The 26550-nt window shown below is 45.3% G+C and carries 29 protein-coding genes and 1 pseudogene; 1 reads left to right on the top strand and 29 read right to left on the bottom strand.

Annotated elements, in window-relative coordinates; all coding sequences use genetic code 11:
* The 15 genes and pseudogenes from ACW6PM_RS12335 to ACW6PM_RS12265 form a co-directional block, all read right to left on the bottom strand.
* A pseudogene (locus tag ACW6PM_RS12335) lies at nt 1-269 on the bottom strand (hypothetical protein); the annotation flags it as partial.
* A 54-nt stretch (nt 270-323) separates the two neighbouring features.
* Complete coding sequence (locus tag ACW6PM_RS12330) at nt 324-971, bottom strand: hypothetical protein (protein WP_456057347.1); 648 nt, start codon at nt 969-971, stop codon at nt 324-326.
* Nucleotides 972-1507: 536 nt separating this feature from the next.
* The gene (gene atpC / locus ACW6PM_RS12325; RefSeq protein ID WP_308650899.1) at nt 1508-1915 is read right to left on the bottom strand and encodes an ATP synthase F1 subunit epsilon; all 408 of its coding nucleotides are present in this window, start codon (nt 1913-1915) and stop codon (nt 1508-1510) included.
* 14 nt (nt 1916-1929) lie between these two features.
* Nucleotides 1930-3321, bottom strand: a complete 1392-nt coding sequence (gene atpD, locus ACW6PM_RS12320; protein ID WP_012741050.1) for a F0F1 ATP synthase subunit beta — start codon at nt 3319-3321, stop codon at nt 1930-1932.
* Between the two features lie 99 nt (nt 3322-3420).
* Entirely contained in the window at nt 3421-4281 is an 861-nt protein-coding gene (gene atpG, locus ACW6PM_RS12315) for an ATP synthase F1 subunit gamma (RefSeq protein ID WP_456057346.1), read from the bottom strand.
* Between the two features lie 33 nt (nt 4282-4314).
* Nucleotides 4315-5820: a F0F1 ATP synthase subunit alpha gene (atpA, locus tag ACW6PM_RS12310; RefSeq protein ID WP_308650897.1), complete on the bottom strand. Its 1506-nt coding sequence runs from the start codon at nt 5818-5820 to the stop codon at nt 4315-4317.
* Nucleotides 5817-6383 carry an ATP synthase F1 subunit delta gene (atpH, locus tag ACW6PM_RS12305; RefSeq protein ID WP_456057345.1) on the bottom strand — a complete coding sequence of 189 codons (567 nt, stop codon included), beginning with the start codon at nt 6381-6383 and terminating at the stop codon, nt 5817-5819. Before atpH ends, atpA begins: the two co-directional genes overlap by 4 nt.
* Nucleotides 6371-6901: a F0F1 ATP synthase subunit B gene (gene atpF / locus ACW6PM_RS12300; RefSeq protein WP_456057344.1), complete on the bottom strand. Its 531-nt coding sequence runs from the start codon at nt 6899-6901 to the stop codon at nt 6371-6373. Before atpF ends, atpH begins: the two co-directional genes overlap by 13 nt.
* A gap of 65 nt (nt 6902-6966) precedes the next feature.
* Nucleotides 6967-7221: an ATP synthase F0 subunit C gene (gene atpE / locus ACW6PM_RS12295; protein WP_012741045.1), complete on the bottom strand. Its 255-nt coding sequence runs from the start codon at nt 7219-7221 to the stop codon at nt 6967-6969.
* Nucleotides 7222-7254: 33 nt separating this feature from the next.
* The gene (gene atpB, locus ACW6PM_RS12290) at nt 7255-7992 is read right to left on the bottom strand and encodes a F0F1 ATP synthase subunit A (RefSeq protein WP_308657143.1); all 738 of its coding nucleotides are present in this window, start codon (nt 7990-7992) and stop codon (nt 7255-7257) included.
* A gap of 39 nt (nt 7993-8031) precedes the next feature.
* Nucleotides 8032-8463 (bottom strand): hypothetical protein, encoded by a 432-nt coding sequence (locus tag ACW6PM_RS12285; protein WP_456057343.1) that lies wholly within the window; start codon nt 8461-8463, stop codon nt 8032-8034.
* Nucleotides 8444-8770 (bottom strand): AtpZ/AtpI family protein, encoded by a 327-nt coding sequence (locus ACW6PM_RS12280; RefSeq protein ID WP_308657141.1) that lies wholly within the window; start codon nt 8768-8770, stop codon nt 8444-8446. Before ACW6PM_RS12280 ends, ACW6PM_RS12285 begins: the two co-directional genes overlap by 20 nt.
* Before the next feature lie 110 nt (nt 8771-8880).
* Nucleotides 8881-9366: a deoxycytidylate deaminase gene (locus ACW6PM_RS12275; protein ID WP_308650892.1), complete on the bottom strand. Its 486-nt coding sequence runs from the start codon at nt 9364-9366 to the stop codon at nt 8881-8883.
* Between the two features lie 37 nt (nt 9367-9403).
* Complete coding sequence (gene upp / locus ACW6PM_RS12270) at nt 9404-10033, bottom strand: uracil phosphoribosyltransferase (protein ID WP_012741040.1); 630 nt, start codon at nt 10031-10033, stop codon at nt 9404-9406.
* 47 nt (nt 10034-10080) lie between these two features.
* A complete protein-coding gene (locus ACW6PM_RS12265; protein ID WP_456057342.1) occupies nt 10081-11589 on the bottom strand; it encodes an L-threonylcarbamoyladenylate synthase in 1509 nt (502 codons plus the stop codon).
* 303 nt (nt 11590-11892) lie between these two features.
* Between ACW6PM_RS12265 and ACW6PM_RS12260 the strand changes: the two genes are divergently transcribed.
* On the top strand, nt 11893-12063 hold the full coding sequence (locus tag ACW6PM_RS12260) for a DUF362 domain-containing protein (protein ID WP_308650890.1): 171 nt from the start codon (nt 11893-11895) through the stop codon (nt 12061-12063).
* Between the two features lie 111 nt (nt 12064-12174).
* Here the strand turns inward: ACW6PM_RS12260 and ACW6PM_RS12255 are convergent, their stop codons facing one another.
* The 14 genes from ACW6PM_RS12255 to ACW6PM_RS12190 form a co-directional block, all read right to left on the bottom strand.
* Entirely contained in the window at nt 12175-12909 is a 735-nt protein-coding gene (locus ACW6PM_RS12255; protein WP_456057341.1) for a MerR family transcriptional regulator, read from the bottom strand.
* A gap of 176 nt (nt 12910-13085) precedes the next feature.
* A complete protein-coding gene (gene csrA, locus ACW6PM_RS12250; protein WP_308650888.1) occupies nt 13086-13304 on the bottom strand; it encodes a carbon storage regulator CsrA in 219 nt (72 codons plus the stop codon).
* Between the two features lies 1 nt (nt 13305).
* Nucleotides 13306-13770 carry a flagellar assembly protein FliW gene (gene fliW, locus ACW6PM_RS12245; RefSeq protein ID WP_308669456.1) on the bottom strand — a complete coding sequence of 155 codons (465 nt, stop codon included), beginning with the start codon at nt 13768-13770 and terminating at the stop codon, nt 13306-13308.
* Nucleotides 13771-13838: 68 nt separating this feature from the next.
* Entirely contained in the window at nt 13839-15371 is a 1533-nt protein-coding gene (locus ACW6PM_RS12240; RefSeq protein ID WP_456057340.1) for a flagellin N-terminal helical domain-containing protein, read from the bottom strand.
* A 16-nt stretch (nt 15372-15387) separates the two neighbouring features.
* Nucleotides 15388-17241 (bottom strand): flagellar hook-associated protein FlgK, encoded by a 1854-nt coding sequence (gene flgK / locus ACW6PM_RS12235; RefSeq protein ID WP_456057339.1) that lies wholly within the window; start codon nt 17239-17241, stop codon nt 15388-15390.
* Between the two features lie 41 nt (nt 17242-17282).
* On the bottom strand, nt 17283-18992 hold the full coding sequence (gene flgK / locus ACW6PM_RS12230) for a flagellar hook-associated protein FlgK (protein WP_456057338.1): 1710 nt from the start codon (nt 18990-18992) through the stop codon (nt 17283-17285).
* A gap of 23 nt (nt 18993-19015) precedes the next feature.
* The gene (locus ACW6PM_RS12225) at nt 19016-19528 is read right to left on the bottom strand and encodes a flagellar protein FlgN (protein ID WP_456057337.1); all 513 of its coding nucleotides are present in this window, start codon (nt 19526-19528) and stop codon (nt 19016-19018) included.
* A 44-nt stretch (nt 19529-19572) separates the two neighbouring features.
* On the bottom strand, nt 19573-19848 hold the full coding sequence (flgM, locus tag ACW6PM_RS12220; RefSeq protein ID WP_012741031.1) for a flagellar biosynthesis anti-sigma factor FlgM: 276 nt from the start codon (nt 19846-19848) through the stop codon (nt 19573-19575).
* Between the two features lie 111 nt (nt 19849-19959).
* The gene (locus ACW6PM_RS12215; RefSeq protein WP_012741030.1) at nt 19960-20433 is read right to left on the bottom strand and encodes an HAD family hydrolase; all 474 of its coding nucleotides are present in this window, start codon (nt 20431-20433) and stop codon (nt 19960-19962) included.
* 69 nt (nt 20434-20502) lie between these two features.
* The gene (locus tag ACW6PM_RS12210) at nt 20503-22230 is read right to left on the bottom strand and encodes an ABC transporter ATP-binding protein (RefSeq protein ID WP_456057336.1); all 1728 of its coding nucleotides are present in this window, start codon (nt 22228-22230) and stop codon (nt 20503-20505) included.
* A gap of 115 nt (nt 22231-22345) precedes the next feature.
* The gene (locus ACW6PM_RS12205; protein WP_456057335.1) at nt 22346-22909 is read right to left on the bottom strand and encodes a helix-turn-helix domain-containing protein; all 564 of its coding nucleotides are present in this window, start codon (nt 22907-22909) and stop codon (nt 22346-22348) included.
* Between the two features lie 95 nt (nt 22910-23004).
* Nucleotides 23005-24189 carry an iron-containing alcohol dehydrogenase gene (locus ACW6PM_RS12200; RefSeq protein ID WP_456057334.1) on the bottom strand — a complete coding sequence of 395 codons (1185 nt, stop codon included), beginning with the start codon at nt 24187-24189 and terminating at the stop codon, nt 23005-23007.
* Nucleotides 24190-24325: 136 nt separating this feature from the next.
* Nucleotides 24326-25849, bottom strand: a complete 1524-nt coding sequence (locus tag ACW6PM_RS12195) for an APC family permease (RefSeq protein WP_456057333.1) — start codon at nt 25847-25849, stop codon at nt 24326-24328.
* Complete coding sequence (locus ACW6PM_RS12190; RefSeq protein ID WP_308650867.1) at nt 25849-26484, bottom strand: cytidylate kinase-like family protein; 636 nt, start codon at nt 26482-26484, stop codon at nt 25849-25851. The genes ACW6PM_RS12195 and ACW6PM_RS12190 overlap by 1 nt, the downstream gene beginning before the upstream one ends.
* Nucleotides 26485-26550: the final 66 nt, after the last annotated feature.

Genomic DNA, 26550 nt, shown 5'->3' with positions numbered 1-26550 from the left:
TGATATAATGCCTTTCTGTCAGGGGATACATCGGATATGTATTCTGCACATAACCTTGTTCTCTGCCTGTGAATAGATTCTAATTCCGTTTTACTCGTAGTGTTGGCAGCTCTCTGAGCCAGTTCCTTAATCTCAGAGACAAACTCTACCTGTGACTTATTGCTTTTCCCTGCACTTGGAATCATAGACCAATCAGGTTCTCCACTTCTCAGCGATGCACTATATTTTATAATAGCAGAACTCGTTGCATTTGAAATCGAAATTCCCATGAATCCACCTCATATTTTCTACCTTCTCTGCATATATCTTAACCTCTATTATGCTTATCCATTTATCAGTTTCATTCCTTTCGAAATGCTTTCAACTTTCACCGAATCCTCAAATGTAACTGTCATCTGCGTATCGTAAGTTTTCCATTCAAACTGCGACCAGCTTACACCGTTACCGGTATGATCATAAGCCTTGATTGCATCGTTATATTGCTTTTTTTGTTTTTCTGAATATTCCGGCACATTTTCAGTATTATTTATTTCCAACAACATTCTTAAACTATCCGGCACTCCATCTAACGCTTTTCTCCACGCTTCACTCTGTTGCTTTGCAACCGCCATCTCATGCTGCATCACATAATCCTGATATGCCTTTTCTCTCGCGGCACTTGCTTCTTTATCTACCTTTAACAACTGCCGTTTGGTATCTTCCGTCAATTCTACATCTGCCCCATTGACCGTAACATATCCTCTTGCAACTGCCCTGCTGACCATTGCAGAATCAGAGAAATGCACAATATAAGAATTTTCTTTATCTCCTTTTGTGATACCTAATACATCCTTTCCAGATGTTGCTGTGATTTTTTCTTGTCCGCATACCTTTTTACTTTCTGCATTCTGTTGGCTATAACGCGGATATTTACTATATAAATTTTTCTGTCGATCATAGATGGAACCAATCTGATTATTTAAAATGTTCATAGCCCACTGCCCTCCCTTGCTTTCTTTATCGGATAAAATAACCTGTTCTCCTAGTCCCATATCACCGCAAATATCAGTTTATGATCTTCGCACTCTAATTTCAGATGAATAACCGCTTTTCCGGTATTTTTCAGTATCTTTTCACTCTCCCGAATTGCATTATCCAAACTCTTTGAAATACAATGCTTCCCTGCATTTTCTATATCGTCATGTTGATATTATTACTTTACTATCCATCTTTGCTGCTCGTTTTATATTTATGGTTATAGGCTAGGATGCTCCAGATTTCAAGACAGTAAATAACAGAGTTATGGTAAAAAATAACGGTTTTTCTCAAATTTTCTCAAAAATATACAATTTGGACTTGAAAAATATATGCTAATTTATACAAAAAGAAATTTCGTAAAATTTTGCATCGAAGGGAAAAAGCAAATACTTAATCGTGCCGATATAAGTCTTTCAATATACTCATGATTTATCGGTCTTATATTAAAATCCCGGAAATCCGCTTTCCTGCAGATTCCGGGATTTTATAATTACATATGATGTGCCACATCTATTCTGATAAGTGCCTTCCTGAGTGCAAACTCTGCTCTCTTCACATCAATCTCTGCTGTGTGATTTGAAAGGCGCTGCTCTGCCCGCTCCTTTGCGGCCTGTGCACGGTCCACGTCTATCTCATCAGGCCACTCTGCAAGCTCTGCAAGAAATGTGACCTTGTCTCCAAGTATTTCCGCAAAGCCTGAATGGATTGCGGCTATTTTCTCCTCGTCGCCATTATGGATAGTCACGATTCCCGGTGCAAGCACTGTCGTGAGCGGTATATGGTTTTTGTATACACCAATCTCTCCGTTTTGGGTATTGAACTCGAGGAAATCTGTCTCTCCCTTGTAGAACACCCTGTCCGGTGTGATTATTTCTATGTCAAAAATGTTATCTGCCATGAAATCACCTCACATTACTGCATCTTGGCACGGACTTCATCTATGCTTCCGACGTTTAAGAAGTAGCTCTCCGGTACATCATCATGCTTTCCTTCGAGTATCTCCTTAAAGCCTCTGATGGTCTCAGCGATAGGCACATACTTGCCCTCGAGTCCTGTAAACTGTCCTGCTACGAAGAACGGCTGTGACAGGAAACGCTGCACCTTACGTGCACGGCTTACTACGAGCTTATCCTCCTCTGAGAGCTCATCCATACCGAGGATTGCGATGATATCCTGCAGCTCCTTGTACTTCTGGAGTATCTCCTGGACAGCGTGTGCCACCTCAAAATGCTCCTGTCCCACGATACGCGGATCAAGGATACGCGATGTGGATGCCAGCGGGTCTACAGCCGGATAAATACCAAGCTCTGCGATAGAACGCTCAAGTACTGTCGTGGCATCAAGATGTGCGAAGGTAGTCGCCGGTGCCGGGTCTGTAAGGTCATCTGCAGGCACATATACGGCCTGAACCGATGTGATTGAACCGTTCTTTGTTGATGTGATACGCTCCTGAAGAGCTCCCATCTCTGTCTGCAGTGTCGGCTGATAACCAACGGCTGAAGGCATACGACCTAAAAGCGCTGATACCTCTGAACCTGCCTGTGTGAAACGGAAGATATTGTCCACAAAAAGTAGCACATCCTTGCCGCCTCTGTCACGGAAATACTCTGCCATTGTAAGTCCTGCCAGGGCAACTCTCATACGTGCTCCCGGTGGCTCGTTCATCTGTCCGAACACCATGGTGGTCTTGTCGATAACACCTGACTCCTTCATCTCGTAGTACAGGTCATTTCCCTCTCGTGTACGCTCGCCTACACCTGTAAATACTGAGTATCCACCGTGCTGTGTAGCGATGTTGTGTATGAGCTCCTGAATGAGTACCGTCTTTCCTACTCCGGCACCTCCGAAGAGTCCGATTTTTCCACCCTTCTGATATGGGCAGAGCAAATCTACAACCTTTATTCCTGTCTCAAGCATCTCCTGCGATGTAGCCTGCTCCTCAAAGCTAGGCGCAGGTCTGTGGATTGCCCATTTCTCCTCTGTCTGTGGAGGCTCAACCTCATCAATAGGCTCTCCGAGCACATTGAACATTCTTCCAAGTGTATTCTCCCCCACCGGCACAGAAATAGGTGCTCCTGTTGCGATAGCGTCCATTCCGCGGACGAGACCATCAGTAGGTCCCATGGCGATACATCTGACTGTATCGTCGCCCAGATGCTGTGCAACCTCAACGACCAGCTTTCCGCCGTTTTTCAGCGGCACCTCGACTGCATCGTTTATCTCAGGCAGATTACCCTCTGAAAACTTGATATCCAGAACGGCACTGATAACCTGTATGATTTTACCTACATTTTTATCTGCCATTTATAGTTTCTCCTTCTTTTTTAATTCGTATGATACACTCGCCTTTTTGGCCATTCACAGACATACCTGCCTGTCTTCCCATGACCGGATATGCGTGTATCACTCTATCGCATTAGCTCCTGCAATTATCTCAGTAAGCTCCTGCGTGATTGAGCCCTGACGCGCTCTGTTATATTTCAATGTCAGATCACTGATCATATCCTCTGCATTGCTCGTAGCAGAATCCATCGCCTGCATTCTGGCTCCGTTTTCACTGGCAAACGACTCCACCAGTGCTCCGTAAAACAGGCTTGTCACATATTTTGGTATAATAAGCTCCAAAGCCTCCTGTGGATTCGGTTCAAAATTCATGAGAATATTGGAGTCCTCTTTCTCATTATCCCCGCTCTCATCCAGCTCCACCGGCAATAGCTTTATGAGCTTCGCCTCCTGTGTGACTGTGTTTTTGAAATGGGTATATGCGAGGTAAATCTCACCCACCTGACCGTCTGTAAATGCTTTTAACACTCTTTTGCAAAGTGCCGCCGCATCCTCGTAGGTCGGGTCCTCCATCATCTCCGGTGCACTCTCTACTATATGATAGCCCTTTGAAGTAAGCAGCTCCTCACCCTTTGCTCCCACAGCGTATATGTCGAGCTCTTCTTTTTTGAAGTCTCCGTGTGTGATGAGCTTTACTATATTGCTGTTGTATCCGCCTGCCAGTCCGCGGTTTGAGGTCAAAACGACTACCGCCTTCCTTGGCGAATCACCGGCCTTTAGGTATGGGTGCTCCAAATTGCCGCTCTTTGCAAGCATCGAGCTGACTGTCCTGTACATATAGTTGAAATACGGATCTGTTGCCTCCGCATGTGCTCTCGCCTTTTGCAGCTTGACGGTAGAAACGAGCTTCATGGCCTTTGTGATCTGCTGAGTACTTGTAATACTGCTTTTTCTGCGCTTTATGTCTCGCATCGAAGCCATTTTACCACCTGCCTTCTACTAATATCCAACCGTCTAACGGAACTGCTTTTTGCATTCCTCGATTGCCTTTATAAGTGCCTGCTCCGTATCATCGTCCATCACCTTTTTCTCCCTGATTGCTTCAGGAATCTCAGGATATTTGGTATCAATGAAGTCAAACAGCTCTGCCTCAAATCTTAATATATCCTCGATTTTGATATCGATAAGATACTTCTTTGTCGCAGCATAGATTATGATAACCTGCTTCTCTACAGGCATCGGCTTGTACTGCGGCTGCTTTAAAATCTCCTTGATTCGTGCTCCCTGTGCGAGCTGCTCTGCTGTGCTTGCATCAAGCTCTGAGCCAAACTGTGAGAACGCTGCAAGCTCTCTGTACTGAGCCAGCTCCACTCGGATAGGTGCTGCAATCTTTTTCATTGCCTTTATCTGTGCCGAGCCTCCAACTCGCGAAACTGAAAGTCCTGCATTTATGGCAGGTCTGAAGCCCGCGTTGAACATCTCTGTCTCAAGATATATCTGACCGTCTGTGATTGAGATAACATTGGTCGGGATATATGCAGATACATCACCCGCCTGTGTCTCAATGATAGGAAGGGCTGTGAGTGAGCCTCCACCCAGCTTGTCTGACAGTCTCGCTGCTCTCTCCAGAAGCCTTGAATGGAGATAGAAAACATCTCCCGGATAAGCCTCTCGTCCCGGTGCTCTCTTTAAGAGGAGTGAAAGTGTACGGTATGCTGCTGCATGCTTACTCAGATCATCGTAAACTATGAGCACATCCTGTCCGTTTTCCATCCATTCCTCACCTATAGCGCAGCCTGAGTATGGCGCGATATACTGTAACGGTGCAAGCTCTGATGCTGTCGCAGCCACTACTGTCGTGTAGCTCATGGCTCCGAACTCCTCAAGCTCGTTTACTATGGATGCAACCGTAGAAGCCTTCTGACCGATAGCTACATAGATACATTTCACACCCTGTCCCTTCTGGTTGATGATGGTATCTATCGCGATGGCCGTCTTTCCGGTCTGTCTGTCTCCGATAATAAGCTCTCTTTGTCCTCGTCCGATAGGAACCATTGAGTCAATAGCCTTTATACCGGTCTGAAGCGGTGTATCTACTGACTTTCTCGAGATAACTCCCGATGCTACTCTCTCTATCTGACGATATTTGTCCGACTGGATAGGTCCCTTTCCGTCGATTGGCTGTCCGAGCGCATTTACTACTCGGCCGAGCATCGCATCGCCTACCGGCACCTCTACCACTCGTCCTGTGGTCTTAACTGTATCTCCCTCGTTGATATTGCGCTGCTGTCCAAGTAAAACAGCACCGACATTGTCCTCCTCGAGGTTTAATACCATTCCATATACTTCCCCTGGAAATTCCAAAAGCTCTCCCTGCATCGCATTCTCAAGACCATGAATACGTGCGATTCCGTCTGCCACCTGAATGACTGTTCCAACATCAGCGACTTCGAGCTGGGAAGCGTATCTTTTAATCTGCTCCTTTATTACTGAGCTGATTTCTTCCGGCTTTAGATTCATGGAGCGCATTCACCTACTTTCAATTGTATTTTTGTCAAATCGCGGGTGAGTCTTTCTAATCTGCTGCTGACAGATGAATCCACCACTCTGTCCCCGATTCTGATTTTCATACCGCCTATGAGCGCGGTATCCACCTCAAAATGCATCTCAAATTTCACGTATTTTGTCGTGTCAAGAAGTCGTTTCTCCACAGCAAGCTTCTGCTCCTTTGACAGCTCAAATGCAGATGTAACGTATGCTGTTCCGATATTCTGGTACTCCTTGACTCTGTCAAGAAAGTAGTCGAAGACTAAGGTAAGCTCTTTGTAATGATTCTTTTCTATAATCGTCCTCATAAGCCCTACCAGCTCCGCTGAAACTCTTCCCCCAAATATTTCTTCGATGATTCTGACCTTTTCTTCTTTATCAATCTGCGGATGATCCATCAGCTTTGAGAGGTCATCATTTGCAGCAATGATTTCCTTTACTGCCGTTACCTCGTCAGACAGGCTTGACAGCCTGTTGTCCTCAAGGGCAGCCTCAAACAATGCATCACCGTATACCTTAGATACTAGCTTAGCCATGTTGATTCTCCCATTTCCTTAAGTGTCTCTTCAACGAGTGTATCCTGAATGTCTGTGGTGATTGAAGCTGCGACAGCCTTTTGTGCCATAAGCGATGCTATCTGTATCATCTCCTGCTTCATATCATCCATGGCATGCTTCTTCTCAAGCTCTGCCTCTTCTCTGGCTCTCTTTATGATGCGTGAAGCCTCTTCCTTTGCATCATCCACAATCTTGTTCTGGTTTTTCAGCGCCTTTTGTCTCGCCTCTGTGAGAATAGCCTCGGCCTCTTTATCGATGTCCTTAAGCTTTCCCTCATACTCTGCCTTTAGTGCTGCGGCACTTTCCTTGTCGGCAACAGCTGTGTTTATATCGTTTTCTATCCTGTCCTGTCTGTCCTTTAACAGCTTCCTTGCAGGGTTGAAAAGCAGATACGACATCAGCATGAAAAGGAAAAATACTGCGATTGCCAAAAGCACTACATCAAAGAGCAACTGCGCATCCAGATTAAACAAAAATGTATATCCCTGTGCTAACAATTTTTACTCTCCTTTCCGTTGGCTGTATCACCGCACGGTAATCCTCTGCGGCAAACCGTAATATACTATCCGAGCGGATGAACGAAAAGTAAAAGTAATGCAACAACGAGACCGTAAAGACCTGTTGTCTCTGCAACCGCCTGTCCTAAAAGCATGGTTGACATGATCTGTCCTCTCGCTCCCGGGTTACGTCCTACGGCTGCTGCACCGTGTCCTGCTGCGATACCCTGTCCAACACCGGGTCCGATTCCGGCGATAACCGCCAAACCTGCACCGATTGCTGAGCATGCTCTGATTAAATCCTGTCCATTGATATCCATAATTGAATCCTCCTAAAAATACATCTTATAGTTTTACTCATCCGTCTCACATGCCTGTGTAACGTATGTCATTGTCAGCATACAGAATACATATGTCTGAATCGCTCCTGAGAACAAATCAAAGTATACATGCAATACTGACGGCCACGCTATGGCTATAAACCTTAGCAGACCATATACCAGCGCCATGATAACAGTTCCTGACAATACATTGGCGAACAAACGCAATGATAATGAGATAGGAATTGCAATCTCACTGATAATGTTGATTGGTGCCCATATAGGCAGCCACGGCGGCAGTGGTGAACACATACCGGTCCAGATGTCCTTTGCGCTTTGATGCTTAGCCTTATTGAATCTGATCATGAAAAATGTAATAAGTGCAAGCGCCAGTGTGGTTCCGTAGTCGGCTGTCGGTGGTCTTAAACCAAACAGACCGGAGATATTACTCATCAGTATGAAGATAAAAATCGTGCTGATGTAGTTTACAAACCTCGGAGCCCACTTACCCATGGTTCCCTCAACCATATTGTCGAGCATCTCTACGATGAGCTCGATGATATTCTGAAAGCCGTCCGGTACTTCCTTTGCTTTTTTAAGCTTCCTGTTTGCCACTATAGCGAATATGACCATAAGAGCCATCACTATGAGGATACAGGCATGCGATGTGGTAATCCAGACCTCCTGACCGAATACCTTTATCGAAAAAATACCATGGATCATAAAGTCGATATTGTCTGCGTTACTTTCCAGTAAAATCGCCTGATTCACATTATCACCTCCTCCTTATTAAGTTTACCTGCTGTTTTGCTACTCTGTCTCCATTTCGCCGGCGGAAGATGCATCACTTCTCCCGGAAAATCTGCCTGTCACCTTCATAAATAAAGGCTGTAAATACGCCGAAACCTTGAGCCCCAGCATACCAACAAATGCCATTATCAGATTTCCAAAATTAAATAGCCCCAATATAAATAACAGGACCGCAACAACAATATACCTTAAAAGTGATTTTGCTACGATCCTGCGATTGGCATCCTTTTGTCCATATACGACGGTCGCGTCATATATGACTGTGGCGATATTGACAGCCATACCAACAGCTATCGCTATCCCATACCATAAGCCGATAGAATATGAAATTTTGTCTGTGACAAACCATACCCCAATAAGCTGCACAACAATTCCGTAAAAAACTATCCCAAATACAAGTCCCGGCAATGCGTCATTTATTCTTTTTAACATCCTTCTCTACCCTGCTAAAACTGTCTGATATCTCTGTTTCTGTAGTCCTCTGCTTTACCTGTGTCTGTCCGACGGCTCTGCCATCATCCTCTGACTTTAGGAATTTCTTGACCATGCGGTATATATTGTTTGCCCCCGCAAATGCTCCGAGGAAAAATAATGGAACAGTTACCCAGTCCGCTCCGGTCTTTTTCCCAATCCACACACCGGCCAGTGTACAGAGAAATATCGGCACAATCATGTTGATTCCAAACTGGAAAACCATGATAAGTGCGTTCATTACCTCTTTCTTATTATCTCTTTTCATATACAAATTATTATATCATTTTTATTGCTTTTGTCTACATTTTTATGTGTAAAATGCATAAAAAATACATGTGTTTCATGTCAAATCACGTCAATTTGACACAACAAGTGCTACAGCACAAGCGTCACCTCACGGTCTGTGTGCTCATACCTGCGAATCGTAACCCCCGCTGCCCTCAGCATCCTCTTTGAAGCTGTCACGCTGGCAGTGCCCTCGTACTTGTCACTGTCGTAGACTACCTCCCTGATGCCGGACTGTATGATAGCCTTTGCACATTCATTGCACGGGAACAGGGTGACATATATGGTCGCTCCCTCAAGGCTTCCGCCCCTGTAGTTTAGGATAGCATTGAGCTCGCTGTGTGTAGAATAGAAATACTTGTTGTCCTCTCCCTCTCTGGCCCAGGTGAACTCATCATCTGAGCAGCCGAGAGGAAAGCCGTTGTAGCCCATGGAGAGTATCTTGTGCTCTGGGTCCACTATGCATGCCCCCACCTGAGTATTCGGATCCTTCGAGCGCATGCCTGAAAGCATCGCTATGCCCATAAAATACTCATCCCATGAGATATAATCCTTTCTCTTTTCAGAAGCTCCCATATATATGCCTCCATTCATTTATGTCTGTTATTGTCTATTACTTGGTTCCGAAAATTCTGTCTCCTGCATCTCCGAGTCCCGGCACGATATATTTGTGCTCATTGAGATGATCATCGAGCGCTCCTATATATACATCCACATCAGGATGTGCCTCTGTGAGTCTCTTTACTCCCTCAGGAGCTGCAATTATGCACATAAAGTGGATATTTTTCACGCCGCGCTTTTTAAGCATATCAAGTGCTGCCACTGCTGAACCGCCTGTTGCGAGCATCGGGTCAACCACGAATACCTCTCTGTTGGCGCAGTCTGCCGGAAGCTTGCAGTAGTACTCGATCGGCTCCGCTGTCTCCGGATCACGATACATGCCTATGTGTCCAACCTTTGCGGCAGGGATGAGCTCGAGCATGCCCTCCACCATACCGAGTCCGGCTCTTAAGATAGGAACAACAGCAAGCTTTTTGCCCTTTAATTCCTTTACAGTGGCCTTGCAGATAGGAGTCTCAATCTCCACATCTGTAAGCTCCAAGTCTCTTGTTGCCTCGTAGCACTCAAGCATCGCAACCTCGCTGACGAGTGTTCTGAAATCCTTTGAGCCTGTGTCTGTTCTTCTCATAATTCCAATCTTGTGCTGAATCAGCGGATGATCCATAACTACTACCTTACCCATAATATTTGTTCTCCTTTATCTTGTATTGTGTTATATTTGTTTGTCTTTTATGTATTTGCATTTAAGAGCCTTACCAGCTTCTTAAGCGTAGCTCTGAGGCTTTCATAGCACAGCCCATAGCTTTGAAGCGTGCCGCCGTAAGGATCCAGTATCTCAAGCTCATCGCCCACATACTGTGAAAGCACAAAAACCTGCTCCGGGTCGATATCGGCAAAGCTTTCTATAATGCGCTCGCGCTGTGATGACTCCATGGTAAATACCATCGTACTCTCCGTGATATCCGATTCCTCAAGCTGCGTTGACACCATGCCCTCCGTGGAAATGCCATTGCTTATTAGCACTGCCTCTGCCTTCTGATTGACCGGCTCCGGAAACTGGACCACAAGTCCTCTCGCCTCAATCTCCATCGGCACCTTGAGTACAAAGTCGTTCATGATGCCCTTTGCCATCTGCTCTCTGCAGGTGCCTGACTGTGCGACAAAAATGATTTTGTCGTACTTCACGTGTGTGTCTATCACCTGATGGCCTGCAGCCTTTAGCATACGGTTCATGATGGCCTGTCCTATACGCGGTGTGGAGAAGCTCTCCGAGAAAATCACGTCCACGTCGAGCTCATCGCAGTCCCTTAATATACGGTAAAGCTCATGCGCTATCGAATCCTCATCTGCCCTGCTTCCCATCGACAGGACAACATCTGCATCGTAAAACTGCTTTGTCTCCTCTGTTGCGATGACTGCTATCTTTTTGCCATCATCCCTGTGTGAAGCCACAAGCTCATTTATCTTTGCAATCACATGCTTTCTCGTACCGTCCACGATGACCATATCTGCCTTTGGCGCATAGTGCTTGTACTTCATGCCCGGTGCCTTTGGCTTTCTCGTATCATCTGCCGCTATGATTCCCGGATCGATGATGACCTCCTTACCCAATACCTTTGAAAGCATTTGCGGTGTGATGTAGCCCGGGCGAAGCACCATAGGTGTATCCTCTGTCAGGTCAATGATGGTGGACTCTATTCCTATGCCAACCGGTCCTCCGTCTATGATCATGGCTATTTTGCCACTTAGATCCTCAGCCACATGTGCTGCCTCTGTAGGACTCGGTCTGCCGGATGTATTGGCACTTGGCGCCGCGATAAGGCATCCGCTTCTTCTTATGAGATCAAGTGCTATAGGATGATTCGGCATACGCACAGCTACCGTGTCCATGCCGCCTGTTGTGGCATACGGTACGGCATCGCCCTTCTCCACTATCATGGTAAGAGGTCCCGGCCAGAAGGCATCCGAAAGCTTCCTTGCATCCTCCGGCACTGTCTTTGCGACGCGCTCCAGGTCTGAAAAATCTGATATGTGTACGATAAGCGGATTGTCCGACGGGCGTCCCTTGGCACTGTATATCTTCTTTGAAGCCTCCGGATCCAAAGCATCACCGCCGAGCCCATACACTGTCTCTGTCGGAAATGCTACAAGCTCACCGGCTGCAATCAAATCTCCCGCCTCCTGCATGAGCTTATGGTCTAAATTGTCCTGATCTATTGTTATAATTTTTGTTTCCATTTTATATCCTCACCGCACATGCTGCAGTAATATGCCATGTGCAAACACCTGCTTTTCTAAATGATCATGTGTTTTTATTGTAACTATTCATAACCACCACACACATAGAATAGTTTTCTATTTATTATACAATAGTAACAATAGCTTTTCAAGTTTTACTCAATATTTGGTAATATTTATATAAGATTGTGTAAAAGTAAGTACAATTATATTTTGCATTGCATTATTCTGCGTTTTGTACTACAATGCAGATAAGCCAATAACGGCGAATAATGATCATTATTTTATAAGGAGGATTTCATTATGGCATACGTAATTTCTGATTCATGCGTTAGCTGTGGTACATGTGCTGGTGAGTGCCCAGTAGGAGCTATCTCTGCTGGTGATTCACAGTACGTAATCGATGCAGATTCTTGTCTCGATTGTGGTACATGTGCTGGTGTTTGCCCAACTGGAGCAATCAGCGAGGGCTAATTTTTAGCATACTTAAGAAAGAAAGACGACCTGATATGGGTCGTCTTTTTTGTGTTGTAATCGTCTTTGTATTGTATTCATTTTTATAGTGTAAGCGTTGTCATACACGCTCTACAATCTCACCGGCTTAAGCTCATGCGTATGCGTCTTATCACGCCCCTTCTTTCCCTTGGTGTCTGCCGCGCTTATTTTTGTATCTGTAGGCCCATCCGCGTTCCTTTTCCTTGCAAAAAGTCCCTTTCTGCGCAGATTTCCGCGTATGGCAGCATCCAGCTTTTTATATCTCTCCTCCTGCGCAATATCCTGTTCGCGCATCAGATAGTTCATTTCCTTTAATATCCGCTCCTGCACCTCAGTGGATATCTGCTGACTCAGCTCCTCATTGTTCAGTGCTATGGCTCTCCCCACGATATTGCTCATCAGCTCGCGAAACTCATCCATACGCTCATCTGCCGTGCGGCTTCTGTATGTATGATTGTATCTGTCCAGCTCCTCGTGATATGCCGGATTATACCCGGACATCTCCTGTTTTACCGCCTGATTTGCGATATTCGGGTAATTTACAGGCTGTACGGATTCTTCCCTGGCCGCAGGCTCCGGTGGATTTACCGGCTCACCGGATGCATCAGAATGAAGCATATCGCGGATTGCACGAAGCTGATAGCCCTTCTCCTTGAGCTCCTTTATCCTTAAAAACTGCTTTATATTGTCTCTCGTATAGTATCTATGGCCAAGTTCATTTCTGGGCACATCAAGTCCCAGCTCATCCTCCCAGTAACGCAACACATGAGTCTCCACATCCACGGCGGCTGCCGCATCGGAAATCATGTAACGTACTTTCTCCAAATTGAAGTCCTCCTGTCTGAAATTATATTTTATTCTCTATACGCTTTTGGCACATCGAAAAGAACCAGCACCGCGAAAAAAGTTATATCGCTGTACTGGTTCAATTATAGCCTTGATAGAACACTCATTCAATTGGTTTCGGTCGCAACTTTCGACATATACCTCGCTGCCTAAGGTTATCCGAACAGCTCCTTGAGAGCCTGCGCATTCTGTGCATCCGCAGACTTTTTGTTCTCCTGCTGTATCTGCGTATAAACCTCCTTGCGGTAAATCGGCACCTCCTTTGGTGCACTTACGCCGAGCTTAATCTGGTCACCTCTGATTTCGAGAACAGTAATCTCAATATCATTATTAATCACCAGAGATTCACCCTTTTTCCTTGTAAGAGCCAGCATACTATTCACCCGCCCTTTCTTTTTTCCCTTTTATGATGTCATATATCGGGAAATGCACCTTGTAGTCATCCTCCACTATAAGCTGTGCTGCTTTGTTGCTATCGGTATTGACCACAATAGGAGCCTTTAAATTGCAGGCAATCTTTGTGATGTCGCTAGGTACATTTACAGTGACAATCACATACATATTCTCCTCATTCAGCTCTCCAAGAGGTGCAAGAAGCTCCTCGTTGACTGTCGGCTTGTAGTCAGGCATGATGATATCCGGTGTCATAACAGGAAATGCAATGTCTCCATCATCCATCGACTGAAGCCACATGATAGACTTCTTATCATTCTCCTTCTCTGAATTATATATCAGAGTGTAGTTTTTCAGCTCCGAAAAGCCTATCATCCCCTTGTCCATCGTGATGATTTTGTCCTGTGGGATGTCAATCTCCCCAAATATTCTTGTTTTTGCCCTCATGGCTTTCCTCCTTTTCGCTCGCTCCACGAGCGTTATATAACCCGGTCATTGTGTACCGTTTTAACTCCTTACAGATAATCAAGCAGTGTCTGTGAATTGGCCTTTGATGCCGCTGTCAGGCTGGACTGATATGCATTGTACATAGCGTAAAAATCAATGATTATATCAGAAATATCCCTATCCTCATTGGTTGATTTGAGCTCCTCTATGGTCGTCTGCTGCTCCTCAACTCTGTTCTTTATGAGAGTGAGGCGGCTCTTTGTGCTTCCCGAATTGGTGAGCGCCAGATTTACCTTATTCAGATGATCATCAAAGCGTGTGATGTACTGGCTGTAGGTCTTTTGCAAATTGTTGTCGGCGTAGTCAGCCTCCTGCTCTGCAGCCTCAAGGTAAGTCTTAAGCTTTGCCTGTGAATCCTTGTCAGAGTACTGCTGTTGCTGCATCATCTTCTTAAGCTGTGAAACCTTGTCGTGCGCATTGACTGCATTCTGCACTACATCAATCAGCTCATCCACATCGCGCTTGATGCCTGTATCCATAACATCCTTCGCCTGTGTATTGACAGTGATATCGGTGCTGTTTGCCACTGTGTATTTGATTTCCTGACTTGAAAACTCAAAATCCACTACCTTTGATGGGTCGGAGTATATGATGTCTCCTGCTGCATCATGAGGTACATTGCCATCAGTATCAAGCGTCACAGCATTTGTAATATCCTTGCAGCTGTAATAATACTCAGGTCTCGCATCACTGCTGTCAAAGCCTGTCTTTACATATGTGACAGAAAGCTTCTTGTCATTATTCTTAATCGAAGCAGCTGCATTTTTGCCAAACACAAATTCACCGGTTTCCTGAATATATGCTGTATCATCAGCCGAAAGCTTTGACGGGTCAAAATCAGACACACTCTTGTATACAGTATAATCCGTGCCCTGTGTCAGCTCTTTTCCATCTATGGAAAGCTTTACATCGTCTGTCGTATTACCGTAGCCCAGACGGATTCTCTGGAAGCTGTGCTCTGTGACATCTGCGGTACAGTCAGGTGTTGCTGCATTTATGCTATTCGGAACAGTCACGCCATTTGTATAATACCGCTTCTCCGACAAATCAGTGGCAGAAAACTCCTGTGTTATCTGATATGTGCTCTTTGTGTCCTTTTGGAATGTGAGCTTTGACGCTGTGCGGTAGCCCGTAAATACCGTTCTTCCTGCATAGTCTGCATTGCCCTCTGTATACACCTGCTCTGACATAGCTGTGAGCTGCTGTAATATAGTATTTCTGTCCTCAGCTGTGAGTGTATCCGTAGAACCATTTACGCACTGTGTACGGATATCCGTGAGGAGTGATTTCATATTGCTAAGGGCTGTCTCTGTGACATCCATCCACGAGGAAGCATCCGGGATATTGTTATCCTTGTACTGGTCAATGTGTGACAGACTGGTCGACAAACGAAGCGATCTGATGGCGATAACCGGATCCTCCGATGCCTTGGATATCTTCTTCTGTGTGGTCATCTGAGTATTGTATTTGTCTACCAAAACCTTTGTTGAATTGATATTGGTCTTGGTATTTCCCATTATCATATTGTTGGTGATTCTCATATTATGCCTCCTGCTTCTATGCCACGCCCGTATCGTTTATGAGCTTATCAAGCATCTGGTTCATAACCGATATAATTTTAGATGCCATATTGTATGCATACTGGAACTTCACGAGGTTTAATGCCTCCTCATCCTCATCTACGCCCGATACCGATGTCCTCTGGTTTGCAATGGTCTGCTCCAGATTGCTGTAGAGCTTGTTGTAGGTCTCTGCCTTTTCCGTATCCACCGATACATTTGAGATGATCGTCTCGAGGAATGACTCCGCTTTATCACCTCTGTATACTGTTTTCTCCGACTGCAGCTTCTTGAGCTCATCAACTATATCGCATGAATCAGTCTTGACATAGTCTGTGGCTGTCGCAAAAAGCGATACATCATTCATCACGTCCTTGTTTACGGAGAAATTAGCCGCTGTCATCCTGTAATATGTGTTAGACTGGCTGTTTATTGTGGCAGTCTGTCCGTCAGGCAGCTTGCTGTAGGCTGCCGATTCCGAGAAATCATATACCTTTGCCGTGCTTGTGATTGCTTCAAAAAATGTAGGTGGTGTATCTCCATTCAGATTCTGTCCCTTGCTCTCTATCTGATTGAACATCTCTGAGAAATTTCTGACAAACTCGTTGAGCTGTGTCATGTAGTAAGGGATTCCCCTCGCATTTATTGCAGAGCCTGAATTCAAAAGATATCCCTCTGCTACGGCCCTGTCAGGGTCTGCTATCGCCTTGTCCTTGCTCAGCGCAAATGTTACAGACTTGATATTGCCCTGTGCATCCACCTGTGCCTCCCAGCTGTCGTAGCTGTAGGTGATATTATTTACAGTGATTTTGCCATCCTTATCCGGCAGATTGAGTGACTTTATATTGTCTATTGATGTATTTTCCACTGTGAGCGAATACGAATCAGCCTTTGTGACCTTACCCTTGAAGTTCTCCAGGTTGTCACCATCTCTCACCTCAAAGAGAGCCTTCAGGCTTCCCCCTGCGGTTCCGGCTGTCGCGGAAAACTCCATCTTCGTATCTTCCCAGTATATCTTGTACATGTCATCGTTGTCTGTCTGGTTGTTTTTCGTCTTTGACGACTCGCAGATGAGCTTTCGGTAATCCTTGCCCTCCACAACCTTCTCGCCATTTATATATAGTGAGAAATTGGTGCCACCCAGGTTGTCTCCATAGGTGTTTTGCACCTCTGTCTCGTTGTAAGAGACATTGACAATCTTGGACAGGCTGTCGATGAGATTGGCTCTCTCGTCCCTAAGCGAGCTGGCCTCGACTCCAGTTCCTGTCTCTATCTGGTTAATCTCCTTATTTAACAGTGAAATTTTCTCACTGATTGAATTGATTTCATTTACGTTGTTTTTGATTTCCTCGTTGCAGTCATCCTGCAGCTTTGAGAGATTGTCACTCATCTGATTGAAATATGTACAAAGACTCTGTGCGCTGCTGATAAACTGGTTTCTCACCGTCTTGTCGGACGGCTTGCTGCGCAGTGTGTCAAGGTCTGAAAACATCTGTGAAAAGACAGTCGAAAAGCCCTTAACCGATGAGCCGTTATCCTTAAAGTAGTTCTGAATCTGTTCCATGTAATACAGCTTCTGCTCGTAGCGCCCATAGCAGGAATTGTTTTCCCAGTATTTATTGTCGTAGTACAGGTCACGCTGCTGTTTGATTGAGGTGACTGTAACACCTGTGCCGACGCTTCCGTAGCGGGCTGTGACATTTATCGCATCCTTTGCCTGCAGGGTAGCCGCCTGCCTGGTGTATCCGGTCGTCTTGACATTGGCTATGTTGTTGGCTGTTGTATTGGTCGCTACCTGAAATGAGCTCAGAGCACTCGACCCTATATGTAATCCAAAAAATGTTGAAGCCATACCGACTCCTCCTGTTTATACTCTCTTGTCGTATCCTAAAACTATATAAGCTGTACTATGAGCTCCGTCATCTGGCTGATTACAGTGATAAAACGGCTTGATGCGTTGTATGCTGACTGATACTTGATCATATTTGTCAGCTCCTCGTCACTCGACACACCCATTATCTGGTTTCTCTGGTTGTCTATGGCCGCTGCTGTCGATGTCATAGTGTCCGATGACGCCTTATATATACTGCCGTTTGTTCCGAGATGCGAGATTATCTTGTCATAATATCCCTCAAAATTGCACTTTGACGTATCCTTTGGGTTGATGTATAGATTTTCTGCTGACCATGCCTTTGTAATCTGGTCTGCAAGGCCATAGTTTGCGGCTCCGTCCTGCTTGTATGACGGCATCAGTGTCACCTGTGCCGCAAGCTTTGAATTTACCGAAACATTTCCCAGCTTGTACCAGGATGAGTTGTTAGCCTTTGTCTCATCATTGTATACATAAAACCGTTTGCCATCTATTTCCATCTGCGTGTAACGGTCATATCCTTCTCTTGCAAAGAGCTCATGCGGCGGCAGGCTTCCATCGGCCCCTACCGAGCAGTTTGCCGTATCCAAAACCGTGTATGTGGTACCGTCGGCCGCTGTGTATGTGGTATTCGGACAAAATATATCGTTCATGGCCATCATGATGTTTCTCGCCAGGTATGATATCTCGGCCTGTGTCTCCATGACCACATTGTCCTCCACCTTGCTGTAATTTTCCTCGCTCATGAAATCGTAGGTGCCATACTCCGAGCCTCTTGATACAAGGAGTGCTTTCAGGCTTCCTATATCATTATTCAGGCTGGTTGCTATGTTGGTGGTCTGCGTACAGCCGACTCTTTCAGCCAGCGCTGACGGCAATGCAACATCGCTAAACACCGGCATATAGCTCTCCTGTGTAGTGATATGAGGCCAGTACGGTGTATAAAAGCCTGTGCCCTTTTCCTCAGTCAGACCTATATGGTTGCACTTGTTATCCTGCACAAACTGCTGCCCCTCGAGCTTGATGCGCACGTAGCCGGTGGAATCCTCCTCTGCCTCTATCTTTGCGTAGCCTGCGAGCTCATCAATCAGACTGTCCCTCGCATCACGCGCTGTCATGGCAGTCTCCACACCGCCTGACTCCGTCTTTTGAATCTCGAGATTGAGTGCATAAATCTTGTCACCGATTTCATTGATTCTGTCGACCTGGTCTTTAATTTGTAGGTTTATATTTGACTGGTATTTCTGAAGATCAGAATAAACCGTATTGCATCTGGTCAGAAAAAGCTCACTCTTTTGGATAATAAGGTTCTGATTCGTAGAGTTTGTCGGATCCTTGCCATACTCCTGAAATGCCTGCCACAGCTCTGATATGCTATCCTTGAACTGCGCACCGTTCATCTCCTGCATGATATCCTCCACATATGATGTGGTGCTGTAGAGTGTCGAGTAAAAGCCCTTTCGGCCATTCTCCTGCCTATACGATTTGTCTAAGAAAATATCCCTGACATGTGCCACATCCGATACGGAAACGCCCAGTCCGCTCTGCTGGATGTTGGTGCCCGCTGTAGGGTTATTTCTGGTGATATAATGTTTATCTGAAAATCTTACCTGCTGACGAACATAGCCTGTCGTATTGACATTGGCCATGTTGTTTGCTGTTGTATTAAGAGCATTCTGCGAGTTTTTTAGTCCGGAGCTGCCTACGTAAAAACTTCCGAATCCATTTGCCATGTCCCTGTCCTCCCGGTTAATGATTATTGCTTCGCATCAAAACCGCTGCTGCCTAAGAGGTCGCCTGTATTGTATGCATTTCTGTCATAATTAGCGGTCTCCGGCGCCTGTTTCATGCTCTTGAACAGGGTAATGTCAAACTCTGTAAGCTCTATTGCCTGAGCAAGTAATTGTGAGTTTAAATCGTTGATTTCTTTCATCTGTGCAGCTGCTTCAAGCAGACTGTCGCGCGCTGCCGTAAGCTTCGCCTGAATATCCGGCTGTGTGCCGAGATATCCAATCAGCCTTGTGACTGTCATCTTCTCATCTGGCTTGCCCAGTACATTGGCAATGTCTGTGAGAAGTGAAACCTGCTTATTGCTCATTGTAAGAAGCTCATCGCCCGCCTGCTGATCCAAATCAGTCATTGCTTCAAGCGCAGGGATATCGGCGTCTATGATTATCTGACGCTTCTTCTCTGCGTTTGCTGCGAGTGTTCTGTATACTTTTTCTTCCTCTGTGAGCACATTTATAAGCTCTTCCACTAAACTAGCCACTATAAAATCCTCTTTTACTTTTGATATATGATATGATTATCATATTACAGAGAGTTGTACCTCTCTAACAGCTTGCTGGCGAAATCATCTCCACTGACCTGATACTGTCCGGAGTCTACCATGTTCTTAAGCAAAGCGACTTTATCTTCCCTGATGTCCGAAGCCTCTGATACTGCTTTTTTCGCAATCTGGTAATCTCTACCGGCCTGCGAAATTGATACCTGATCAGACATCCTCGACGCGCTTTGTGTCTTTGCTGTCTTTGTTGTTCTTGATACGCCATACAACTGGGCTATCTGATTATATGCATCTATACGCATAACAGGATCTCCTTTCTATTATATTTCATCCTTGAAATATGTAAATTTTGCTTCCTGACTTATTTATCGGATGTTTTTTTTATTTCTTTAGAGTCAGTATAAAATTTTTGGTTACCGTTCGCATCCGCCTGTGAGAATCGTTGTGATGTGAGTGGATTTAATCCCCTCTGTCACTGTCTGCAAAAGTATGCGGTATGTATCCTCCACAAGCTCACAGTCCGACGGTTCAATCCCAAGCTCTGCTGCTTTTTTAAGAATGAACCTGACCTTGTCATCATCATGCTCCACCGCATAGATGTCATCAAACATACCCGCATAGTATCTGTCTAAAAATCTGCGCTTTGCAGCTGTCTCGATTTTTGTGCCTGATGTGGTAAGTACATACAGCTTCGTGCCTTTTTCCTTTGCCTTCATGGCATACTCCTTTACTTGCATCACAGGACGGCACCACTCATATGTATCCTCACCATGCTTACTGCAGTAGTCTGCCCACTGCACATCTGACATTCCTATCTGAAATTTTCCGTTTACCTTGTAGCACGGACTGCTTAAAGTGCCGTCTACATCTATGAACATTGCCTGCATAGTATCTGCTCCTATATAGTTAGTTTATGTAGCTATAATAACATAAATCCGGGGGAGTTCACATAGATCCTACCTGCTCATATCATAATAGCGCGCATATATTCCGTCCCGTGCCAAAAGCTCCTCATGTGTGCCTCTCTCAGCGATGCCGCAATCAGCTACCACGAGAATTTCATCCGCATTTCTGATAGTCGAAAGCCTGTGGGCGATTGTGATAGTCGTTCTGTCCTTTGCCAGCTCCTCCAGGCTTTTCTGGATAAAGCGCTCGCTCTCATTGTCAAGAGCACTGGTTGCCTCATCAAGTATGAGCACCGGCGGATTTTTAAGGAACACCCTCGCAATGGAAATCCTCTGCTTCTGGCCTCCGGACAATCGGGTGCCTCTCTCCCCGACAAACGTATCATATTTATCCGGCAGCTCCATGATAAAATCGTGGATATTTGCTTTTTTTGCCGCATCTACAATCTCATCCATCGTCGCATCCGGCTTTCCGTAGGCAATGTTGTCCTTTATGCTTCCTCCAAACAGATAAACATCCTGAGAAACCAACCCAATCTGCGAGCGTAGGCTCTCAAGCGTGAGCTTTCTCACATCATTTCCATCTATTGTGACCCTGCCATCCGTTACGTCATAAAACCTCGGAAGCAGTGAGCAGATTGTTGTCTTTCCACTTCCTGACGGACCAACCAGCGCAATTGATTTTCCTGCCGGTATTTCAAAGGATACGTGTGAAAGCACCGGTGTATCATCATCGCTATAGTGGAACGAAACATCCTCATAGCAGACATTTCCCTTTACATTTTTGAGCGGCTTTGCATCCGAAGCATCGACTATCTCCGGCTCAGTTTCCACCACCTCTAAGAATCTCCTGAAGCCCGAAAGTCCCTTCTGCATCATCTCAGTCAGCTCCACAAGTATCTGGATAGGACTGATAAATATACCGATATACAGCGCATACATGGCCAGATCCGATACCTCCATCCTTCCATGCGCTATCAGAAAACCGCCGAATACCAAGGTAACAAGATACATCATTCCCTGGAAAAATGCATTTCCACTCATAAAGCTTCCCATACATCTGTAATTTGCATCTTTTGAAATCAGGAAATTCTCATTGCTTCTGTTAAATTTTTCCTGTTCAATGCGCTCATTGGCAAAGGACTGCACCACCCTTATTCCGGCCAGAGTATCCTGAAGACTCGAATTTATATCACCGATTTTTCGCCTGTTATCCATAAAGGTTTCCTGCATTTTCTTATTCTGTCCATATGAAAATACAAGCATAAGCACCACAAGAATAAGCATAGGAATTGCAAGCATACGGTTTATGATAAACAGAAAAATGAACGACCCGATTATCTTTATAAGTGAGATAAACAGATTCTCCGGTCCGTGGTGCGCAAGCTCCGATATATCAAACAAATCGGATACGAGCTTGCTCATCATCTGCCCTGAATTATTCTGATCATAATACGAAAAAGAAAGCCTTTCATATTGGTCGAAAAGCTCCTTTCTCATATCGCGCTCCATCCTCGCGCCCATCATGTGCCCTGCATAGGTCACATAATACCTGCACGCAGTCTGTATGATATATGCCACAAAAAGTCCAATTGTAATAGGGATAAGCGCAGAAATGATTTTTCCCGGCGCTCCTGCAAAAAGGGTTTTGGTCAGTGTGCGAAGCAGCTGAGGAAACGCCAGATCGATGGCGCTGATTATTGTTGCACAAAGCAGGTCTATGAAAAAGACTGCTTTGTAGGGTTTGTAGTATTTGATGAATTTCTTTAATGTTTGCATGGTGTTCTCCTAGGATGTTCTTTTTGAAACAATTTGTTTCTCAACGTACATCATTATATATAGCTAAACCTATATATGCAATAGGATAACCAATGAAAACACCGGATAACCTCTCTCACCGAATATTGGTATAATCCAAAAAGAAGCACGTGCAGCTTGCCACCTTCTCGCCATCATTGCGATACAAATGAGGCTGATCGGTCTCAAACTTATACACCTGCCCCTTATGGATTTCCTGCACATGGTCGTGGCACTCGACTGTCAGCACACCGTCTGTGACTGTGAGATACTCGCGTGTTTTCTCGCCGTGCCCACCGCTTGTATACACGCCGCCCGGCTCCACGTCGATACGATATACCTCGACCTCCCTTGAGTCCTCGTATGGGAAGCAGGTCCATACCCTGTACTGTCCCAAAAGCTCCTTTGTCGGGACCAGATCATCAGGAGATATGAGTGCATAGTCTACTCTCGGTGGATCTATAAGTCTTTGAAACTCAATTCGCAGACCACTTGTGATTTTGCCAAGTACTCCGATAGATGGATTTGCTGTGCCCTTTTCTATCTGCGCAAGCATGCTTTTACTCACACCGGTCTGCTCTGCGACCTGGTCCAAGCTCATGCCCTTTGACTGACGTATTCTTTTTAAATTTTCAGATACATTGTGTGACAGATAATCCATACTCATATCTCCCATTTAATTCTATAACTATACTGTTTATAATCATATAAGGTAACTATTCGGAATAGTTACCTTACATGTTGTATTTTATAAGTTTACAGTGCCCTGCGATACAGCATCTCAATATCGCACTGGCGTGAAGCCCTTGGATTGACAGCAATATTGCCGCTCTTCATGGCATCGACAGCCATCGGCTCTATCTTGCTCTCTATCTCTTCCTTCGTGACTGTTCCGGTTTTGCTCGCATTATTGATTGCGATGGTCAGATTCTCAGGGATTCCGATGTCTGCGCAAAGCTCCCTGATTGCATCCACAAGCATCATCGGCTCAAATTCATCCGCATACGCAGAAATCGGGCTTATATCATTGTAGATTGTGAGATACTTGCCATGGTCTGCAAGTGCATTGTACTCTGCGATTACAGGAAGCAGCACTGCGTTTGCCACTCCGTGAGGCACGTCGAAAAATGCGCTGACCGGATGGCTCATTGCATGCACATTTCCGAGCCTTGCAAATGAGAATGCTATTCCTGCAAAAAGTGAGCCTGTCATCATGGCTTCTGCAGCCTCGATATCGTTTCTGTTTGCTACAAATCTGCGGATATTTTTTCCGATAAGTGCCATCGCTTTTTCTGCCAATGCATCTGAGAATGGCGATGCCGCTGTGGATACATATGCCTCCTCGGCATGGATAAATGCATCAATTCCGCATGCTGCCGCTACGCTTGCCGGTGCTGTTGTGATGAGCTCTGCGTCAAGTATCGCATATTTTGGCAATATCTCGTAGCTGAATACTGTAAGCTTATAGTTTCTGCTATGGTCTGTGATTACAGAGAAGGCTGTCACCTCTGAGCCTGTTCCTGCGGTGGTTGGTATCGCAATAAGCGGTACGATTGGTCCCGGCACCTTGTGTGCGCCCTCATAGTCTGTGACGCTTCCGCCATATTTGGCAACCACACCCACTGCCTTTGCTACATCCATCGGTGAGCCGCCTCCGAATGCCACGATAAAATCAGCGCCCGACTCCAGGTATTTTGCTGTGGCTTTTTCCACGGTTGTGACAGATGGATTTGCCTCTATATCGGTAAAGGTATCTGCTTTTATATCAACTGATGCCAAATAGTCAGCTGCCTTTTTTACAAGTCCCATCTTCTCAAGATGCGGTCCTGAAATGATGAGCGCATGCTTTCCTCCAAGCTTTTTTGCTATTTCCGGCAGCTTTGAGAGACTGCCCTTTCCAACTGTGATGTCCTGCGGCACCGAGAAATTAAATGTTTCCATATATAATCTGTCCTTTCCGAATTTTAGTATCTTATTTCATTCATATGATTTTACGGCTTAAAGTATTTTCGCCTATTCTTACATCCCATTTTTCAATTTTTATGTTATAAAATGCATTTTTTCATTTTGTAATGTACTAGCTTGCCTTCCTGGCAAGCACCCTGTCTATTGCAGCATCAATAACCTTATCCAGCTCAACCTCATCTGCCTCCGGCATAAGTGTTGCAGCGTCCTCATCTGAGATGAGCTCAACAAGTGTACCAAATGACTCCTTGTATTTCTTTTTACAGAATACGAAGAATACCACGCCGAGTGCACACCATGCAAGCACGATGCCCCATTCCTGGGCGATAAGTGATCCGCCGCTTCCCGGTATGCAGTACATGGCAACCATGAAGCCTGACATGATAACTGCCATTGTTCCAAAGAACTTGTATGCAGGAACCTTGTAAGGTCTCGGCATATCAGGCTCTTTCTTACGAAGAATAATAAATGAAAGAGCAACCATGCAGTATGCCACGCAGCATCCAAAGTTGCCGGCATCACTTATCCACACAAGCATCTTTCTGCCTGCAAAAGGAGCAAGCATTGTGAGAGCTCCGATGAGAATCAGTGAGTTGATTGGTGTCTTATGCTTTGGATGGAGCTTTGCAAAAAACTTTGGAATCATGTATGACTCTGCCATTGAGTACATGGCACGCGAGCCACCGAGCAAAAATGAGTTCCATGAGGTTACGATACCGCACATTCCGCCGACTATTATAACCTTTGCCATTATCTTCGTGTTGAAGGCAGCAGCCATTGCGTCTGCTGTGACAAGTCCGGTTGCCTGCTCTGAATCAACAATTGCCTGCGGGCTCATAACAAGACCTACCGCAACAATTACAAGTGCATAGAAAACTACTGCCAAAACTACCGATAAGATAAGTATTGAGCCGATTTTCTTTGCCGGAACATTGATTTCCTCAGCCGCCTGAGGTATTACATCAAATCCGATAAAGTAAAATGGTGAAAGTGCTGCCACTCCGATAATTGCCTTTACGTTTAAACCGGCAGAGCTGCCTGCAAACATCTGTCCGTCCAGGTTATCAACTGTTCCATTGATTACCGATGCAATTATCAACAAAATTCCGGCGCCACCAATGATACATGTGAGCACAGTCTGCAAAATTGCTGCAGTCTTTGCGCCGATAATGTTTATCATCATGATTAAAAATGCGATAACTATTGCCACAATAAGCCATGAAGCATAGATATCAAAGCCTGCTACCGTATACAGATAGCCCTTCAGAAAGCCCGGCCACAGGTATGTGATGATTGTCGGGAAAGCACATGCCTCGAAGCATGCCACGCTGACATATCCAAGAATAATCATCCACGTACATATGAATGAACCTGTCGAGCCCATTGCCTTGTAGCTGAAAACATGCTCGCCACCGCACTGCGGCATGGCTGCTGTCAGCTCTGCGTATGTCATTCCTACGAAAAATATCATGATACCACCGATTACGAAGCCGATTGCGGCACCAAGTACTCCGCCCTTTTCAATCCAGCCTCCGGTTGAGACAACCCAGCCCCAGCCAATCATGGCTCCAAATGCAATTACAAGTACGTCCCAGGCATTCAGGACTTTGTTAAATTCTGATTTCTTCTGTTCCATTACTTGTCACCTCCAGCCTCTGTCTCGTTTTCTTTCTCTTCCACTTTTCTTGCCAGAGACTCAATAAGCTCAGCTGTACCGTCCACTCCTAACAGGCTACTGTCTATAAGCATGTCCCTGTTGTGTCTGTCGCCTCGATTGCTTCCCGTCAGCGCCATATGCCGCTTGTGATAACGCTTATCCTTTTCAGTGATGAAAAGCTTTGCATCATCCTCCGACAAATTGTGGCTCTTCATTACGTTTTCAATCCTCACTTCATCCGGTGAATAGATGAAAATACGTAAAATCGGTTTATGTTCCTTTAGTATATAGTCTGCTGAACGACCTATAATCACGCATGACTCACGGTCTGATAATTTTCTGATTATTGTTTTCTGGACATGAATTGCACGCTCTGTGAGGTCTGCATATTTGGAGAAAGAGCCTCTGACATCACCCTCTGCACCTTTTCCGGCGATAGTGATACCTTCCTCGACCTTTTCCATGATATCCTTCGGAATACCGACCTCTTTGATGATTTCATCTACAGTATCTCTGTCATAAAATTTGATTCCCAGGTCCTTGGCAACCTTTTTGCCAATCTGGTTTCCTTTCGCGCCATATTCGCATCCTATTGTGATAACAAGATGTGCCATTTCGTTCCCCTCGCTTTTCTTATATACATCTTTATAATATGTTGATATGAAGATCTTTTGACCCTT

It is taken from the genome of Agathobacter sp., from assembly GCF_977054825.1.
Note: the sequence above shows the minus strand (reverse complement) of the source record. Positions and strands in the feature narration are given on the sequence as shown.